Annotated in this window: 13 protein-coding genes; 3 read left to right on the forward strand and 10 right to left on the reverse strand. The window is 52.0% G+C overall.

Going from position 1 to position 14,975, the window contains the following annotated elements; genetic code table 11:
• Positions 1–12: 12 nt before the first annotated feature.
• Positions 13–471 (reverse strand): DNA-binding transcriptional regulator DecR, encoded by a 459-nt coding sequence (gene decR, locus FDX24_RS17685; RefSeq protein WP_005125175.1) that lies wholly within the window; start codon positions 469–471, stop codon positions 13–15.
• 112 nt (positions 472–583) lie between these two features.
• On the opposite strand from decR, the gene FDX24_RS17690 reads away from it, so the two are divergent.
• Positions 584–1,639: a PLP-dependent cysteine synthase family protein gene (locus FDX24_RS17690; protein WP_086523606.1), complete on the forward strand. Its 1,056-nt coding sequence runs from the start codon at positions 584–586 to the stop codon at positions 1,637–1,639.
• A gap of 51 nt (positions 1,640–1,690) precedes the next feature.
• Here the strand turns inward: FDX24_RS17690 and cof are convergent, their stop codons facing one another.
• A complete protein-coding gene (cof, locus tag FDX24_RS17695; protein ID WP_137364692.1) occupies positions 1,691–2,509 on the reverse strand; it encodes an HMP-PP phosphatase in 819 nt (272 codons plus the stop codon).
• Positions 2,510–2,609: 100 nt separating this feature from the next.
• Here cof and FDX24_RS17705 point away from each other — a divergent pair, with 100 nt between their 5' ends.
• Both FDX24_RS17705 and queC read left to right on the forward strand, forming a co-directional pair.
• Entirely contained in the window at positions 2,610–4,310 is a 1,701-nt protein-coding gene (locus FDX24_RS17705) for an SgrR family transcriptional regulator (protein WP_137364693.1), read from the forward strand.
• Positions 4,311–4,375: 65 nt separating this feature from the next.
• Positions 4,376–5,071 carry a 7-cyano-7-deazaguanine synthase QueC gene (gene queC / locus FDX24_RS17710; protein WP_003021638.1) on the forward strand — a complete coding sequence of 232 codons (696 nt, stop codon included), beginning with the start codon at positions 4,376–4,378 and terminating at the stop codon, positions 5,069–5,071.
• Between the two features lie 117 nt (positions 5,072–5,188).
• Here the strand turns inward: queC and fadM are convergent, their stop codons facing one another.
• The 8 genes from fadM to tig all read right to left on the reverse strand — a co-directional run bounded on the left by fadM (position 5,189) and on the right by tig (position 14,947).
• Positions 5,189–5,587: a long-chain acyl-CoA thioesterase FadM gene (fadM, locus tag FDX24_RS17715; RefSeq protein ID WP_003021636.1), complete on the reverse strand. Its 399-nt coding sequence runs from the start codon at positions 5,585–5,587 to the stop codon at positions 5,189–5,191.
• Between the two features lie 106 nt (positions 5,588–5,693).
• On the reverse strand, positions 5,694–6,068 hold the full coding sequence (locus FDX24_RS17720; RefSeq protein WP_048212425.1) for a helix-hairpin-helix domain-containing protein: 375 nt from the start codon (positions 6,066–6,068) through the stop codon (positions 5,694–5,696).
• Between the two features lie 146 nt (positions 6,069–6,214).
• Positions 6,215–8,089, reverse strand: coding sequence for a peptidylprolyl isomerase (gene ppiD, locus FDX24_RS17725; protein WP_137364694.1), 1,875 nt, complete (start codon positions 8,087–8,089; stop codon positions 6,215–6,217).
• 267 nt (positions 8,090–8,356) lie between these two features.
• Complete coding sequence (gene hupB / locus FDX24_RS17730) at positions 8,357–8,647, reverse strand: nucleoid-associated protein HU-beta (RefSeq protein ID WP_219352570.1); 291 nt, start codon at positions 8,645–8,647, stop codon at positions 8,357–8,359.
• A gap of 190 nt (positions 8,648–8,837) precedes the next feature.
• The gene (gene lon, locus FDX24_RS17735) at positions 8,838–11,192 is read right to left on the reverse strand and encodes an endopeptidase La (RefSeq protein WP_003831014.1); all 2,355 of its coding nucleotides are present in this window, start codon (positions 11,190–11,192) and stop codon (positions 8,838–8,840) included.
• A gap of 184 nt (positions 11,193–11,376) precedes the next feature.
• Positions 11,377–12,651, reverse strand: a complete 1,275-nt coding sequence (clpX, locus tag FDX24_RS17740; protein WP_040232704.1) for an ATP-dependent protease ATP-binding subunit ClpX — start codon at positions 12,649–12,651, stop codon at positions 11,377–11,379.
• 126 nt (positions 12,652–12,777) lie between these two features.
• Positions 12,778–13,401, reverse strand: coding sequence for an ATP-dependent Clp endopeptidase proteolytic subunit ClpP (gene clpP / locus FDX24_RS17745; protein WP_003021624.1), 624 nt, complete (start codon positions 13,399–13,401; stop codon positions 12,778–12,780).
• Positions 13,402–13,648: 247 nt separating this feature from the next.
• The gene (gene tig / locus FDX24_RS17750; RefSeq protein WP_003021622.1) at positions 13,649–14,947 is read right to left on the reverse strand and encodes a trigger factor; all 1,299 of its coding nucleotides are present in this window, start codon (positions 14,945–14,947) and stop codon (positions 13,649–13,651) included.
• Between the last annotated feature and the right edge of the window lie 28 nt (positions 14,948–14,975).

The following is a 14,975-nucleotide window of genomic DNA, read 5'->3' on the forward strand; positions in this document are numbered from 1 at the left end:
TCACCGGGAGAGTTATTCAATAGGTAGAGCAGTCGTGTATTTAATCTGTTCCATCGCAAAACTGGAGGTAACATCAGACAGGCCCGGTACGCTATTCACCAGACGCTTATAGAAATCATCATAGCGTTTCATATCAGCAACCTGCACCCGCATCAGGTAGTCGTACTCCCCAGCCATTCGCCAGAAACCCAGCACCTCCGGCATCCCGGTCACTTCGGTGACAAAGCGGCAGTACCACTCGCTGCTATGATGCTGGGTTTTAATCAGCACAAACGCGGTTAAACCCAGCCCCAGTTTTTCCGGATCCAGCAGAGCAACCTTGCCCAGCAGAATGCCGTCATCCTCAAGCCGCTTGAGCCGTTTCCAGCAGGGGGTGGTCGTCAGATTAACGGCATCGGCTAACGCCTGCAAAGAAAGGGTGCAGTCTTGTTGCAGTAGGCCAAGCAGCTTACGGTCAATTTTGTCTAACATATCCACTCCACAGAGAAGAATTTTCTCCTTACATTCTATTTTAAAGGCTAAATGGCAACAATTTTTTCCGTGCTTTTCGCTATTCTGGGCACAAAATGACAAATGGATATTAATGATGAATAGCTCCTGGGTTAAAAACGCCATCAATGAAATTAATGCGGATTACCAGCGTTCTGCCGATACGCATCTTATTCGCCTGTCGCTTCCGGCGTTTCCGGGTATTCAGCTCTATTTGAAAGATGAGAGCACGCATCCAACCGGTAGCCTGAAACATCGCCTGGCACGTTCACTGTTTCTCTACGGACTGTGTAATGGCTGGATCAAAGAAGGCACCACCATCATTGAATCATCGTCCGGTTCAACGGCGGTATCTGAGGCTTATTTCGCTCGACTGTTAGGGCTGCCGTTTATTGCTGTCATGCCTTCCTGTACGGCAAAACGCAAAATTGAACAAATTGAATTTTATGGCGGCCGCTGCCACTTCGTGGAAAGCGCCTGCGAAATTTATGCGGCTTCTGAGCAGCTGGCACGTGAACTGAACGGGCATTATATGGACCAGTTCACCTATGCTGAACGCGCCACCGACTGGCGTGGTAACAACAATATTGCCGACAGTATCTTCCGCCAGATGCAGTGTGAACCCAACCCCGTGCCTCGCCATATCGTGATGAGCGCCGGAACCGGCGGCACCTCCGCAACCATTGGTCGCTATATTCGCTGTCAGGGCTACGACACTCGTCTGATGGTAGTGGATCCGGAGAATTCGGTTTTTCTGCCCTTCTGGCAGGATCGCGATGCGACATTGCGCAGCCCGGTCGGCAGCAAAATTGAAGGCATCGGCCGTCCGCGTGTCGAACCGTCCTTCATTCCTGACGTAGTTGATGAAATGCTGCGTGTGCCGGATGCCGCAAGCGTTGCCACCGCGCACTGGCTGGAAACGCAGTTGGGTCGTAAAGTGGGCGCCTCAACCGGAACCAACATGTGGGGGACGTTACAACTTGCCGCCCGTATGCGCGACGCCGGAGAAACGGGGTCGCTGGTGACGCTGCTGTGCGACAGCGGCGAACGCTATCTGGAAACCTACTACAACCCGCAATGGGTTGACGCGCACATAGGCGATTTAACGCCGTGGAAAGCGGAACTTGCCCAGTTGCTGAATACACACTGAGCAGACAAAAAAAAAGCCAGACGCGAAGTCTGGCTTGCTGGAAGGGATCTCTCATTCGGGGGAATAAGGTAGATGCGGATTGTCCAGCCAATGCGTCAAAAAGTGAGATACAGCCTGATTGCGGCAATGCCCAATCACCGATAAATGCGGCAGTTCAGCCATCAGTTGCGGCATTGCGTTACCCATAATCAGGCCGCGCCCAACGCTACCTAACATTTCGCGATCGTTCATGGCATCGCCAAATGCCATGCAGTCAGCCATGGAATAACCCAAGTGCTCGCTTAGTACCGCCAGCGCAGAGCCTTTGTTACAGCCCAGCGGCAGCACTTCGAGGCAATCAACCGCAGAAAAACAGAGATTCGCCTGTTCTCCCAGCGCTTCATTCAGTTGAATGCGCAACTGGATCAGAGACTCATGATCGCCGCAGAAACAGATCTTCGTTACCTGATGAGCCGGAATACGTTTCACATCGACGATCTGGTAGCGAAATCCGCTATACACATGCGCCTGTAGCAGCGAGGGGATCTCTTGTCCGGTGAACCAACCGTTGTCATTAAAGACATGCATGCTGGCCTGCGTTTCCCACCGCTGGTGCAATACGATATCGGCGACCGAGGGATCCAGATCCTGACGATGCAATACATCGCCTTCCAGCGAGTGAATTCGCGTCCCGTTACCGGTGATTAAAAAGGCGTCCAGCGAGATAGAACCCAAAATATGGCGCATCTCCAGCACATGGCGGCCGGTGGCAAATGTCAGGGTGATATCGCGTTCACGCAGACGTGCCAGCGTCGAAAGCGTTTCGTCACCTAAATGGTGATTCGGCATCAAAAGGGTGCCATCCATATCAAATGCAGCCAGACGAGCCATTTCTTTCTCCACACTGTGACGCGGTTAACTTGTGATTCAGTATCACCTGAGATATACGGAAGTAATAGTGAATAGATAAAATGAATTGTTCCGGGTTTATATGAGATTGTTGAATCGCCTGAACCAGTACCAACGCCTGTGGCTGCCTTCGAACGGAGAACCGCAGTCGGTGACCGTCGGGGAACTGGCTGAACGCTGTTTTTGCAGCGAGCGCCACGTGCGAACCCTGCTAAAGCAAGCGCAGGATGCAGGCTGGCTGGAGTGGCACGCTCGGTCCGGACGCGGGAAACGCGGAGCATTACGTTTTTTGGTCACCCCAGACTCGCTGCGCAACACGATGATGGAGCAGGCACTGCAAAAGGGTGAACAGCTCAGCGTACTGGAACTGGCTCAACTGGCCCCCGGGGAATTAAGAACCCTGCTGCAGCCGTTTATGGGCGGGCAATGGCAAAATGATACGCCAACCCTGCGTATCCCCTATTATCGCCAGCTCGAACCTTTGCATCCTGGATTTCTCCCCGGTCGTGCGGAGCAGCACCTTGCCGGACAGGTATTCTCTGGCCTGACACGTTTTGACAGTCACACTCAACGTCCCTGTGGAGACTTAGCCCACCACTGGAATATCTCCGCTGACGGCCTGCGCTGGGATTTCTATATTCGTTCCACCCTGCATTGGCATAACGGCGATACGGTAAGCAGCACGCAGCTACATCAACAGTTGCTGAAGCTGTTAGAGTTACCTGCGCTGAATAAGCTGTTTATCAGCGTAAAGCGCATTGAGGTGACGCATCCCCAGTGTCTGACCTTTATTCTGCATCGTCCCGACTTCTGGCTGGCGCACCGTCTGGCGAGCTACAGCAGTCACCTGGCGCATCCTGAGCACCCGTTTGTGGGTACTGGCCCGTTCCGGTTGACGCTGTTTACTCCTGAGCTGGTGCGTATCGAGAGTCACGACCACTACCATCTGAGTCATCCGCTATTGAAAGCCATTGAATACTGGATAACCCCACAGCTTTTCTCCCAGGATTTGGGCACCAGCTGTCGCCATCCGGTGCAAATTGCGATTGGTAAACCTGAAGAGTTACCAATGCTAAGCCAGGTAAGCAGCGGGATCAGCCTTGGTTTTTGCTATCTCACACTCAGAAAAAGCGCGCGGCTGAATACGCAACAGGCCCGTCGACTGGTCAATATTATCCACCGCTCTTCGCTGCTACAGACGCTTGAGGTGGATGAAAACCTCATTACTCCCAGCAATGCCCTGCTGCCAGGATGGACGATCCCACAATGGGATGAACTGAACGAAGTAGCGCTACCAGAAAAACTGACGTTGGCTTACCACCTGCCGGTAGAACTGCACGCCATGGCTGAACAGCTTCGCCAGGCCCTGGCAAAACTGGGCTGTGAATTAACGCTTATTTTTCATAATGCTAAAAACTGGGATGGCGACCATCCTTTAGCCCAGGCCGATCTGATGATGGGCGACAGGCTGATTGGCGAAGCCCCCGAGTATACCCTCGAACAGTGGTTACGTTGCGATCAGCTATGGTCACACGTTCTGAATGCACCCGCATATACTCATCTGCAGACCACGCTGGATGCCTTGCAAATTCAGGCCGATGAGGACGATCGTCATGCAGCTTTACAGCAGGTTTTCGCCACGCTGATGCATGACGCAACCCTGACGCCGCTGTTCAATTATCACTATCGCATCAGCGCGCCGCCGGGCGTGAACGGCGTACGCTTGAATCCGCGTGGCTGGTTTGAGTTCACCGAGGCCTGGTTACCGCCCCCTTCATCGTGAAGAAGCTGGTCGGCGACACGCCCAGGCGCTACCATAAGGGCTTCGTTATTTTGTCAGGAAAAGCCATGAAACGTGCCGTTGTTGTATTCAGTGGAGGTCAGGACTCCACGACTTGTCTGGCGCAAGCGCTGCATCAGTATGATGAAGTGCACTGCGTGACCTTTGATTATGGTCAGCGCCATCGCGCTGAGATTGATGTCGCACGTGACCTGGCCTTAAAACTTGGCGCACGCGCGCACAAAGTGCTTGATGTCACGCTGCTCAGTGAACTGGCTGTCAGCAGCCTGACCCGCGATAATATTCCGGTACCCGATTACGAACCGGATGCGAACGGCATTCCCAATACCTTTGTGCCAGGACGCAATATTCTGTTCTTAACGCTGGCAGCAATTTACGCGTACCAGGTGCAGGCAGAGGCCGTCATTACCGGCGTTTGCGAGACCGATTTCTCTGGTTATCCGGACTGTCGTGACGAGTTCGTCAAAGCGCTGAACCATGCCGTAAGCCTGGGGATGGCGAAAGATATTCGCTTTGAAACCCCACTGATGTGGATCGATAAAGCCGAAACCTGGGCGCTGGCTGATTACTGGGGCAAGCTGGACCTGGTACGCGAAGAAACACTAACCTGCTATAACGGCATCAAAGGTGACGGTTGCGGTCACTGTGCGGCGTGTAATCTGCGTGCCAACGGCCTGAACCATTATCTGGCGGATAAACCGGCAGTGATGGCGGCAATGAAGCAGAAAACCGGCCTGAAATAATAGAGCGAATAGTGCCGGATGGCGGCGTAAACGCCTTATCCGGCCTACCGACAGCGTTCATCGTACGCAATGTCGCCCGTAGGCCTGATAAGCGAAGCGCCATCAGGCAACGTTGAGCTACTGCACCATCTGCTCCAGTTTTTCGCGTAACTCCCCTTCCAGCGGCAGCGCTTTTTGCGTTTTCAAATCAATACAGACGAAGGTAATCAACGCGTCAGCCACCACCTGCCCTTCCGGCTCCAGGGTAATTGTCTGGTTTAACACCCCGCTTTTGCCATTTAGCTGTTGCACCTGACTGGTGATGGTCAGCAGGTCGCTTAGCACCGCTGGACGGCGGTAGTTAATATTTATATTCACGACCACAAAAGCGATGTTGTGTGCGGTCATCCATTGAAAGCTGTCGCTGTTTTCCAGACCATCCCAACGGGCTTCTTCCAGAAACTCGAGATAGCGGGCGTTGTTGACGTGCTGATAGACATCAAGATGAAAACCACGGACTTTGATTTGTGTTTGCATAGCGCAGGGGCCTTACGTTGTTTTTATAGGAACAGACTTTAGGGTAAAGAGGTCATAACTGGTATGACCTCTACAGTCTGGCAAATTTTCAGCGCTGTGCAAGTTATTAAAGTGTTAAAACTGCCAGGTTACGCTCCACCAGCGAACTGCCCATACCCGGTACCTGCTTTAAGTCCTCCACCGTTTTAAACGGTCCGTACTCCTCACGATAGCTCACAATCGCCTGCGCTTTCTTCAGACCGACGCCATTCATGACTCGCGCTAAATCCTCCGCGGAAGCGCTGTTGATGCTTACCCTGGTGCCTTCATCGTCGCTTGCTTTAGCGGGCTGTGTGGCTTTGCTTTGTGCCGCCCCTGAGTTTTCCGCTTTGGTTTGAGTCGCCTGGCTTTTGGCGACAGCCTCAGCCGCCAATGCAGTTTGGGCCATACCAGCGCAGGTCAATGAAAGAGTGATAAGCAGGGCTTTGATTCCATGTTTCATACTGTTTTCTCCTTGTTTGTTAACAGTGGAATCACGATAGCGAGGTGCAGAACAGCAGACAAACGGCAAATATCAAAAATGGAAAAGGCCGCGAAAGCGGCCTTTTGTAGATACAAACTTTTGCAATTTTTTGCGAGCGGACTCGGTTATTGCTGCTGTTCCAGCGCATCACCGACTTTAATTTTTGCCGCTTTACGCAGGTTACTCATCAGCGCTTCGAAGACAATCTGCGCGTTGTTCTGAGTGATCCCCTGAACCATCGCTTTCTTCTGCGCTTCAGGCATAGAACCGGCTTTCACCTCGTCCAGCGCCAACAGTACAACGTTACCCTGCATATCGTTCGCAACACCGTAGCTCGGCTTGTCTTTCGCCGGCAGGCTCAGACCAAAGGCAGCCTGACTCAACGGATCCTGACCCGTACGGCTCAGCGTTTTCGCCTCGCCAAAGCTCAGACCCGCCGCTTTCAGCGCTTCATCGCCTTTACCGGCTTTCAGATCCGCCAGCAGTTTATCGGCATCAAGCTTCGCCTGCTGCTCTGCTTTATTGTGCTTAACGAGCGCAGTTACCTGCTCTTTCACTTCAGCCAGTGGCTTCACGGCTTCTGCTTTGTGTTCGCTAATACGCAGCACGAACGCGCGATCGCCATCCACGGTGATGATATCGGAGTTACTGCCAGGCGTTCCGTTCTCGCCAACCAGACCACCATTGAAAATGATGTCAGCGACTGGTTTGAAATTCAGTTCTTTCGGCAGGCTGTCACGGCTAAACCAGCCCGTTTCAACCGCTTTCATACCTGCTGCCTGCTCTGCACCCGCCAGAGATTCGTTATCGTTGCTGGCCGCATCGCTGACTTTCTGTTGCAGCGCATAGTAGGCATCCAGCGCTTTTTCCTGCTTCACTTTCGCCGCAATGTCGTCGCGGGCTTCGCTCAGCGGTTTAACCTGTGCAGGCTGTACGTCATCAAGACGCGCCACGAGGAAACCAACGGAAGACTTAATTACGCCAGACAGTTGGCCTTTTTCTTTCAGACCGGCATTTTTCAGCTCATCTGGGGTGGTAGAGTCTTCCAGCCAACCCATATCACCGCCGTTACGGGCAGAGATGATATCGGCAGATTTTTCTTTCGCCAGAGTCGCAAAATCACCGCCTTTGTTCAGCGCACCAAGCACCGCTTTGGCTTCATCTTCCGTTTTGGTCTGGATGATGCTATAGCGGTTACGCTGCGGCTGAGTGAACTGATCCTGATGCTGGTCATAATAAGACTGAATATCAGCATCGCTGGCGGTTTCCTGCATTGCTGCAGCGTCCAGCTTGATATAGCTCACACGGAACTGTTCCGGCGTCATAAAGTTGTTTTTATTCTGCTCGTAGTAGCTGGCAACTTCCTGCTCGGTAACAGATTGCTTCGCGGCCAGTGCGTTAACGTCAATCGTCGCTTCACGCACGATACGTTGCTGTGCAACCAGTGCAGCCAATTCGTCCGTTTCACCCTTCAGCATAAAGTCGGTCCCGGCAACGCCGTTGATCAACTGTTGCGTGGTGAGCTGGTTACGCAATGCCTGCGCGTACTGGTCTGCGGTCATGCCCATCTGATTCACAATCGCGTTGTAGCGGTTGTTATCAAATTTGCCGTCAACCTGGAAAGCCGGTGTGGCGAAAATAGCCTGCTTAATCTGATCGTCGCTAATGTTGAGCTTAAGCTCACGGGAGTACTGATCCAGCAGCGCTTCGTCCACAAGACGATTCAGCACCTGCTGACGCAGCGTTTTCATATAACCTTCGTTCGCCGCCAGCTCAGAATATTGATCGCCCAGCTGTTGCTGCATGCGGTTACGTTCGCTGTTGAACGCATTCTCGAACTGCCCGCGGCTGATCTCCTGGCCATTCACTTTAGCGGCGTAGTTATTGCCCCCGCCAATCAGGTAACCACTCACGCCGGTCAAAATGAACGACACGATAATGATACCGAAAATAATCTTGAGCACGAGACTGTTAGCAGCCGTGCGTAAGCTGTCCATCATGGTGTAACCACACTCCGCTGTAGATGACTATACGCGTTATCCTTCAGGCCGTCTGCGCGTTGACACAACAACGGCGGCAAGGATTTTGAGTATATATGCTTCACGCAGCATAGCGTTTCCTGAACGCTGCGCACAAAGGCCTATTGTGACAAGAAACAGGGGCAATTGTCAGCCCACAACGCATAGAAAGTACCGGAATCAGAAATAAAAAAGGCACATCGGTTGATGCGCCCTTGTACTTAGTCACATCCCCAAAGGGGAAATCACTTAGTTTACCGCGTCTTTCAGTGCTTTACCTGCACGGAATCCCGGTACTTTAGCCGCGGCGATGGTGATCTCTTTACCTGTTTGCGGGTTGCGACCAGTACGGGCAGCACGCTCTTTAACGGCAAAAGTACCAAAACCTACCAGTGCTACGTCATCACCTTCTTTCAGGGATTCGGTAACAGAAGCAATAATTGCATCTAACGCACGTCCAGCCGCAGCTTTAGAGATATCAGCCCCTGCAGCAATTTTGTCGATCAGTTGAGATTTATTCACTCTTCTCTTCCTCTTTATAATATATATCGCACCAGAATCCTTCAAAGTGCGACCGCGCAGCAGTTATATCAGGCCTGCCATGCCCTTACAACACCCGATAATGATGGCAAGCCCAATCCGTTATCTAAATTAGCTATACAAAAAAAGGCTGGCAAGCCCGAAATGGCCTGCCAGCCCTGTTTTTATTAATGCTCTTTGCGCGAGGTCACTATTTTGCCGTCACAACCTGCATTCCAGAGGGTTCATTTTGCAACGCAAGAGTCAGAACTTCCTCAATACGTTTCACCGGGTGAATATTAAGATCGGCAATGACGTTGTCCGGAATCTCTTCCAGGTCACGTTTGTTTTCGTCTGGAATTAAGACCGTTTTAATGCCGCCGCGGTGCGCCGCCAGCAGTTTCTCTTTCAAACCACCAATAGGCAGAACCTGACCACGCAGGGTGATCTCGCCAGTCATCGCCACATCGGCACGAACCGGGTTACCGGTCAGACATGAGACCAGCGCGGTGCACATGGCAATACCCGCACTTGGACCATCTTTTGGCGTCGCGCCTTCAGGTACGTGAACGTGGATGTCGCGTTTTTCGTAAAAGTCCGGATTAATACCCAGTTTTTCCGCACGCGCACGCACCACGGTCAGCGCTGCCTGAATGGATTCCTGCATGACTTCACCCAGAGAACCGGTGTAGGTCAGCTTACCTTTACCCGGTACGCAGGCGGTTTCGATGGTCAGCAGATCGCCGCCCACTTCCGTCCACGCCAGACCAGTCACCTGACCCACGCGGTTTTCGTTATCCGCACGGCCATAGTCAAAGCGCTGTACGCCCAGGTAGTCGTGCAGGTTATCGCCATTGATCTCGATGTGTTTCAGTGATTTATCAAGCAACAACTGCTTAACTGCTTTGCGGCACAGTTTGGAGATTTCGCGCTCCAGACTACGCACGCCCGCTTCACGGGTGTAGTAACGAATAATGCCTACAATGGCGCTATCGTCGACCGTCAGCTCACCTTTTTTCAGCGCGTTACGCTCAATCTGTTTTGGCAACAGGTGACGTTTCGCAATGTTCAGCTTCTCGTCTTCGGTATAACCAGACAGACGAATCACTTCCATACGATCCAGCAACGGTGCCGGAATGTTCATGGAGTTCGACGTCGCAACAAACATCACGTCGCTGAGATCGTAGTCCACTTCCAGGTAGTGATCGCTGAACGCCACGTTCTGCTCTGGATCCAGCACCTCAAGCAGTGCGGAAGCCGGATCGCCACGCATGTCAGAAGACATTTTGTCGATCTCATCAAGCAGGAACAGCGGGTTTTTAACGCCCACTTTGGCCATTTTCTGGATCAGTTTGCCCGGCATCGAACCAATATAGGTCCGGCGGTGACCACGAATTTCAGCCTCATCACGCACGCCGCCAAGCGCCATACGGATGTATTTACGCCCTGTCGCCTTGGCGATGGACTGACCCAGAGAGGTTTTACCTACCCCCGGCGGCCCAACCAGACACAGGATCGGCCCCTTGATTTTGTTCACACGGCTTTGGACCGCAAGATACTCAAGGATACGGTCTTTGACGCGTTCCAGACCGTAATGGTCGGTATCGAGGATTTCCTGCGCCTGACGCAGGTCTTTTTTGACCTTGCTACGCGCATTCCACGGCACCTGTACCATCCAGTCGATGTAGCCACGCACGACCGTCGCTTCTGCCGACATCGGAGACATCATTTTCAGCTTCTGCAGCTCTGCTTCCGCTTTCTCTTTTGCCTCTTTCGGCATTTTCGCCGCGTCGATCTTACGTTTCAGCGCTTCGTTTTCATCCGGCGCATCGTCCATCTCGCCGAGCTCTTTCTGAATAGCTTTCATCTGCTCGTTCAGATAGTACTCACGCTGGGACTTCTCCATCTGCTTTTTCACGCGGTTGCGAATGCGTTTCTCAACCTGCAGCAGATCGATTTCTGACTCCATCATCGCCATCAGATATTCCAGACGTTCATTCACGTCGGACATCTCCAGCACGGACTGTTTGTCAGCCAGCTTCAGCGGCATGTGCGCTGCGATGGTGTCCGCCAGACGTGCAGGATCGTCAATGCTGTTAAGCGACGTCAGCACTTCTGGTGGGATTTTTTTGTTTAGCTTGATATAGCCTTCGAACTGGCTGATAGCTGTACGTACCAGCACTTCCTGTTCACGCTCATCAATAGCAGGCGAATCAAGGTACTCCGCTTTCGCAGAGAAATGCTCGCCGTTGTCTGACAACGCAGAAATACGCGCGCGCTGTAACCCCTCGACCAGCACTTTTACGGTGCCGTCAGGCAGTTTCAGCATCTGCAAAATAGAGGCCACGGTCCCGACGGTGAAAAGATCGTTTACACCCGGCTCATCCGTTGACGCTTCTTTCTGCGCGACCAGCATGATTTTTTTATCATGGTCCATAGCCGCTTCAAGACAACGGATAGATTTTTCCCGCCCTACAAATAAGGGTATGACCATGTGCGGATAAACCACCACATCGCGCAACGGCAATACGGGGATTTCAATGCGTTCAGAACGCTCAGGATTCATAGAGCTCTCTCTTAGTTTAGTTTCCGCCAGGTAATCAGGTGGTACGACTGTGCTTCACACCACCTTTAACATGTATGTCAGTATATGGGGATGATTCCCACACATTCAACGCCATGTTTACGGAAAAATAAAAGGGGAGATAAAATCCCCCCTTTTTGGTTAAACGTCTGTATGAATTGATGAATTATTCGCCAGATGCCTGCTGTGCTTCCGGCTTACCGTAAATCAGCAACGGCTTGCTCTGTCCGCCAATCACCGACTCGTCGATCACCACTTTTTCAACGTCTTCCATAGAAGGAAGATCGTACATGGTGTCGAGTAACGCGGCTTCGACGATAGAACGCAGACCACGCGCACCGGTTTTACGAATCATCGCTTTCCTGGCGATAGCATCCAGCGCTTCCTCGCGGAATTCCAGATCAACACCTTCAAGATTGAACAACGCCTGGTACTGCTTGGTCAGGGCATTTTTCGGCTCTTTCAGGATCTGAATAAGCGCTTCTTCGCTCAGTTCGCTCAGGGTTGCCACAACCGGCAGACGACCGATGAACTCAGGGATCAGACCAAATTTAATCAGATCTTCCGGTTCTACCTGCGACAGCAGTTCACCTTCGCTGGCTTTATCAGACTGTGCTTTTACCGTTGCGCCAAAACCAATGCCGGAGCCGGTTTCAACACGGTTAGCAATCACCTTATCCAGACCGGCAAATGCACCACCGCAGATAAACAGAATCTTGGAGGTATCAACCTGCAAGAACTCCTGCTGCGGATGTTTGCGTCCACCCTGTGGCGGAACGGCGGCAACCGTACCTTCGATCAGTTTCAACAGCGCCTGCTGTACGCCTTCGCCAGAAACGTCACGAGTAATGGACGGATTGTCTGATTTACGCGAAATCTTGTCGATCTCATCGATATAGACAATACCGCGCTGCGCTTTCTGCACGTCGTAATCGCACTTCTGCAGCAGCTTCTGAATAATATTTTCAACATCTTCACCCACATAACCGGCTTCGGTCAGCGTGGTGGCGTCGGCCATAGTGAACGGAACGTCCAGCAGGCGCGCCAGCGTTTCAGCCAGCAGCGTTTTACCGGAACCCGTCGGGCCAATCAGCAGGATGTTACTTTTGCCCAACTCGACGCCATTGCTGGTGTCGCCGTTGCGCAGACGTTTGTAATGGTTGTATACCGCGACCGCCAGCACTTTCTTCGCCTGTTCCTGGCCAATAACATAATCGTCCAGGTGGTTGCGAATTTCATGTGGCGTCGGCAGCGCACTGCGTTCACGGTGCGGTGCTACTTCCTTAATCTCTTCGCGAATGATGTCGTTACATAAATCAACACATTCGTCGCAGATATACACGGATGGTCCGGCAATCAGCTTACGCACTTCATGCTGGCTTTTGCCGCAAAAAGAGCAGTACAACAATTTGCCCGAGCCATCTTTGCGTTTATCTGTCATGGGTCAAAACCTCTTCTTTGTTCTTTGTGCCGCACACGACGACGCAAATGCCATTCTCAGGCGCAAGACGCTAGTCAGCGTTGTGCCGCTCCAGGTAATTATAGCGGCACACCTGCGCGCTGGGCATTAATTACGATGGGTCAAAATCGAGTCGACCAGACCGTACTCCACCGCTTCAGAAGCGGAGAGGAAGCGATCGCGCTCGGTATCACGTTCAATCTGCTCAAGAGATTGACCCGTATGATGCGCCATAAGTTCGTTCATGCGCCCTTTTACCTTCAGGATTTCACGGGCATGAATTTCAATATCCGTTGCCTGACCCTGGTAACCGCCCAGAGGCTGGTGGATCATGACGCGAGAGTTAGGCAGGCAAAAACGTTTACCTTTCGCCCCGGCGGTCAGCAGGAACGCGCCCATTGAGGCCGCCTGGCCCATACAAATGGTGCTGACGTCTGGCTTAATAAACTGCATGGTGTCATAGATAGACATCCCGGCAGTGATCACCCCACCAGGGGAGTTAATATACAGGTAGATATCTTTTTCCGGGTTTTCTGCTTCCAGGAACAGCATCTGCGCCACGATCAGGTTAGCCATATGGTCTTCGACCTGGCCGGTCAGAAAAATGACGCGTTCCTTAAGTAGACGAGAATAGATATCAAATGAGCGCTCACCACGTGAGGTCTGTTCAATGACCATCGGCACCAGCGCCATATGGGGTGCAAAGTTATCTCGTTCGCCGCTGTATGACATTTCCGTCTCCTGGATAAAATTTGAAAAAACCTGCTGTGCTGATTGTAACCTTATGGACGGATTATCAGCTAGTCCCTCAGTAATGGGTACGACATCGCCATAATTCAAGCATAACAATCTTTTGTTGTAACGCTAACACTGAAACGCTGTTTTCGCACTCTTCCCATGCAAAATGCGTGACAAAAAAAAACCCGCCACCAAAAGGTGACGGGCTTGCGTATGAAATTCGTGCTAAAAAAGCGACGAATTACGCCTGCTGGTTCATCAGTTCGTTGAAGGAAGTGGCTTTTTCAGTCACTTTCGCTTTCGCCAGAACGGCTTCAACAGCCTGCTCTTCCAGAGCGACGTTACGCATGTTGTCCATCAGCTCTTTATTTTTGCTGTAGAACTCAACCACTTCTTTCGGATCTTCGTAAGCAGAAGCCATCTCTTCGATCAGGCCTTTAACGCGATCTTCGTCAGCTTTCAGTTCATTGGTGCGAATCACTTCGCCCAGCAGCAGACCAACAACTACGCGACGCTTAGCCTGTTCTTCGAACAGTTCACGCGGCAGTTCCAGAGCTTGTTTCTCGTTGCCGCCGAAACGCTGTGCAGCCTGACGACGCAGAACGTCGATTTCGCTGTCGATCAGCGCAGCCGGAACGTCGATGTCGTTAGCTTTTACCAGACCTTCGATCGCCTGAGACTTAACGCGGTTACGCACTGCGCCTTTCAGCTCGCGTTCCATGTTTTTGCGTACTTCAGCGCGCAGACCTGCTACGGAACCATCTTCAACGCCGAAACGTTTGATGAATTCTTCAGTCAGTTCCGGCAGTTCGCGTTCTTCAACTTTCTTCAGGTTGATAACGAACTTAGCGGCTTTACCTTTCAGGTTTTCAGCGTGGTACTCTTCCGGGAAAGTCACGTCGATAGTGAACTCTTCGCCAGCTTTGTGGCCTTTAACGCCTTCTTCAAAGCCTGGGATCATACGACCCTGGCCCATCGCCAGTACGAAGTCAGACGCTTTGCCGCCTTCGAACTCTTCGCCGTCTACAGAACCGGTGAAGTCGATGGTTACACGGTCTTCTGCATCAGCAGCGCCGTCTTTGTCTTTCCAGGTAGCCTGCTGCTTACGCAGGGTATCCAGCATCACGTCAACGTCAGCGTCGGTGACTTCAACAACCGGTTTTTCAACTTCGATTGCTTCCAGACCAGTCAGCTCAACTTCCGGGTAAACTTCGAACTCTACCGCGTAAGTAAAATCTTCACCCAGTTTGTATTCGCCCGGAACGTAGTTCGGTGCGCCAGCCGGATTGATTTTTTCTTTGATGATCGCGTCAACGAAGTTGCGGCTCATCAGGTCGCCCAGAACGTCCTGGCGAACAGACGCGCCATAACGCTGAGCAACAACATTCATCGGTACTTTTCCTTTGCGGAAACCGTCAATACGCACTTTCTTCGCTACGTTGACCAGCTCGCTTTTCACAGCGGTCTCGATGCTGTCAGCAGCGATAGTAATCGTTACACGGCGGCCAAGGCCTTGAGTGGTTTCAACTGAAACTTGCATCTTGTTACCTCAAAAAATCACAGTGCTC

The organism is Citrobacter sp. wls716 (assembly GCF_005280975.1).
Taxonomy (GTDB): domain Bacteria; phylum Pseudomonadota; class Gammaproteobacteria; order Enterobacterales; family Enterobacteriaceae; genus Citrobacter; species Citrobacter youngae.

What these genes read in the sequence shown, in the direction of transcription:
- FDX24_RS17720 (WP_048212425.1), bottom strand. Translation starts at nt 6,068, where the DNA reads ATGAAACATGGAATCAAAGCCCTGCTTATCACTCTTTCATTGACCTGC.
- lon (WP_003831014.1), bottom strand. Translation starts at nt 11,192, where the DNA reads ATGAATCCTGAGCGTTCTGAACGCATTGAAATCCCCGTATTGCCGTTG.
- FDX24_RS17705 (WP_137364693.1), top strand. Translation starts at nt 2,610, where the DNA reads ATGAGATTGTTGAATCGCCTGAACCAGTACCAACGCCTGTGGCTGCCT.
- cof (WP_137364692.1), bottom strand. Translation starts at nt 2,509, where the DNA reads ATGGCTCGTCTGGCTGCATTTGATATGGATGGCACCCTTTTGATGCCG.
- decR (WP_005125175.1), bottom strand. Translation starts at nt 471, where the DNA reads ATGTTAGACAAAATTGACCGTAAGCTGCTTGGCCTACTGCAACAAGAC.
- tig (WP_003021622.1), bottom strand. Translation starts at nt 14,947, where the DNA reads ATGCAAGTTTCAGTTGAAACCACTCAAGGCCTTGGCCGCCGTGTAACG.
- FDX24_RS17690 (WP_086523606.1), top strand. Translation starts at nt 584, where the DNA reads ATGATGAATAGCTCCTGGGTTAAAAACGCCATCAATGAAATTAATGCG.
- clpP (WP_003021624.1), bottom strand. Translation starts at nt 13,401, where the DNA reads ATGTCATACAGCGGCGAACGAGATAACTTTGCACCCCATATGGCGCTG.
- clpX (WP_040232704.1), bottom strand. Translation starts at nt 12,651, where the DNA reads ATGACAGATAAACGCAAAGATGGCTCGGGCAAATTGTTGTACTGCTCT.
- ppiD (WP_137364694.1), bottom strand. Translation starts at nt 8,089, where the DNA reads ATGATGGACAGCTTACGCACGGCTGCTAACAGTCTCGTGCTCAAGATT.
- queC (WP_003021638.1), top strand. Translation starts at nt 4,376, where the DNA reads ATGAAACGTGCCGTTGTTGTATTCAGTGGAGGTCAGGACTCCACGACT.
- fadM (WP_003021636.1), bottom strand. Translation starts at nt 5,587, where the DNA reads ATGCAAACACAAATCAAAGTCCGTGGTTTTCATCTTGATGTCTATCAG.